The organism is Flavobacterium sp. (assembly GCF_043722275.1).
GTDB lineage: Bacteria > Bacteroidota > Bacteroidia > Flavobacteriales > Flavobacteriaceae > Flavobacterium.
Map to the genome: position 1 here is coordinate 1 of NZ_JAYSPC010000022.1, position 1,578 is coordinate 1,578.

General features: G+C 35.2%; 2 protein-coding genes. One reads left to right on the forward strand and one right to left on the reverse strand.

Translation table 11 applies throughout. The features are described 5' to 3' along the window. Positions 1–584: 584 nt before the first annotated feature. The gene (locus ACHZDT_RS02920) at positions 585–998 is read left to right on the forward strand and encodes a hypothetical protein (protein WP_394773166.1); all 414 of its coding nucleotides are present in this window, start codon (positions 585–587) and stop codon (positions 996–998) included. A 294-nt stretch (positions 999–1,292) separates the two neighbouring features. Here the strand turns inward: ACHZDT_RS02920 and ACHZDT_RS02925 are convergent. Next, positions 1,293–1,578 (reverse strand): hypothetical protein (locus ACHZDT_RS02925; RefSeq protein ID WP_394773167.1); only part of this gene is annotated, 286 nt, incomplete at its 5' end.

The following is a 1,578-nucleotide window of genomic DNA, read 5'->3' on the forward strand; positions in this document are numbered from 1 at the left end:
ATTTACTTCCATAAATTGGTTATCTATTTCGTTATTACTACTTAGCGTTATACTTGTTTTTAGCTTATTTATAGTCTCTAGTTTTTAGCTTTAGACACCTTCAAATTCGGCTATACTTCAACATGTAGACAGCACAGTAATATAGAATTAAGTAGGAAGAAATATGCTTGCTTTCAGCTTGTTTATAATTATTATTTGATTTAAGTCACTTAGACAATTAAATTAGTAGACGAAAATACTTATACCTATCACTAGCGAAAAATTACAATTTATTCCCCCATTCCCCATTTCTCCCACCCACCTTTCCTTCACTTACTTTCATCCAAAATTTCACAACATTAATACAACTGGGTTGAATAAAAATTTTTCCAAAATAAATTGATAGGATTTTTTTCTTATAATTTGACTGTTTATGTATCAATTCAAATATTTTTCGTGTCTTCGTCTGTCGATTCTCTGTAAATATTCTTCAAAAATTTATTCTCTTCTGTCTTCAGATATGTAATACCAGAATTATAGTCATTGTAATTTATAAATTAAAACATAGACTTTCTAACCAATTTCTTTCATACTTCTCGATTTGTTTGGCAAAAGATTCAATCCGTTCTCTTCTACAGCAAGCAGTGCTTCCGTTTAAATATATATTAACATTGACCGAATTTGAGCTGTTTGCGGAAAAAGTAAAGCCACTTTTTTTACTTGACAAAGTTGGCGTTTTCAATGTCAAGAATTGCTATGACAGAAAACGTATTGTTCTCTCAGGTCAAGAACATCACCTTATAAAGGTTCGTAATACAAATATGCTTAACTTATATCCCAATCTCAAAACAAATATCAAAACATTAAAAGAACAATGGCAATGCGCTCACAAAATATCAGGTAATGGTGAAACAATATTGACATATGTCGGAGGAAGTGACGAGCAACTTATTGCTGACGCGATTGAGTGTTGTTTACCGCTTGTTCCGGCATTAATCTGGAACAGAATCGTACATTAAAAAAAATTAAATAACAGAAGAAATCGTAGTTGTCATTAAATGCTACGTAGTAAATAGTTTGTCATTATGGTAGTGAATGGGTTGTTTTCACTGTAATTCAATAAAGCTTTTGCTTTTTGTTTCAGTGAAAGATAAGCAAACTCCCGCCCGAACTTGTATTCTCATGATGATTACAGTTTTATTACCCTCCTTCCTTCCCCTTAAGGGATAAAGGAACCTAATCCCCTTTAGGGCCACTTCCTCTCTCCCTATGCATGACCTCATTGCGACTTACACTTCCAAAGGAAATAGCGCTTACTTTTGTCCTGCTTCCGGATCTGCAGCAAGATTTATCAGTAGAGCAGGAAGGTCTTTTCCAGACGAATCCGAAAATTCTGACGAGTTTGTATTTTTGGTTGAGCGGAATTCATCCATCTCCGGTCCTCTACCAGGGATGAGGATGGTAGCTCCCAGAGGAACTTGGACGGCGGGCATCTGCTCAACCAAAAATACATATTCGTCAGATTTCTCGGATTCGTCTGGAAAAGACCTTCCTGCTGTTGCTGATAAATCTTGATGCAGATCCGGAAGCAGCACAGAA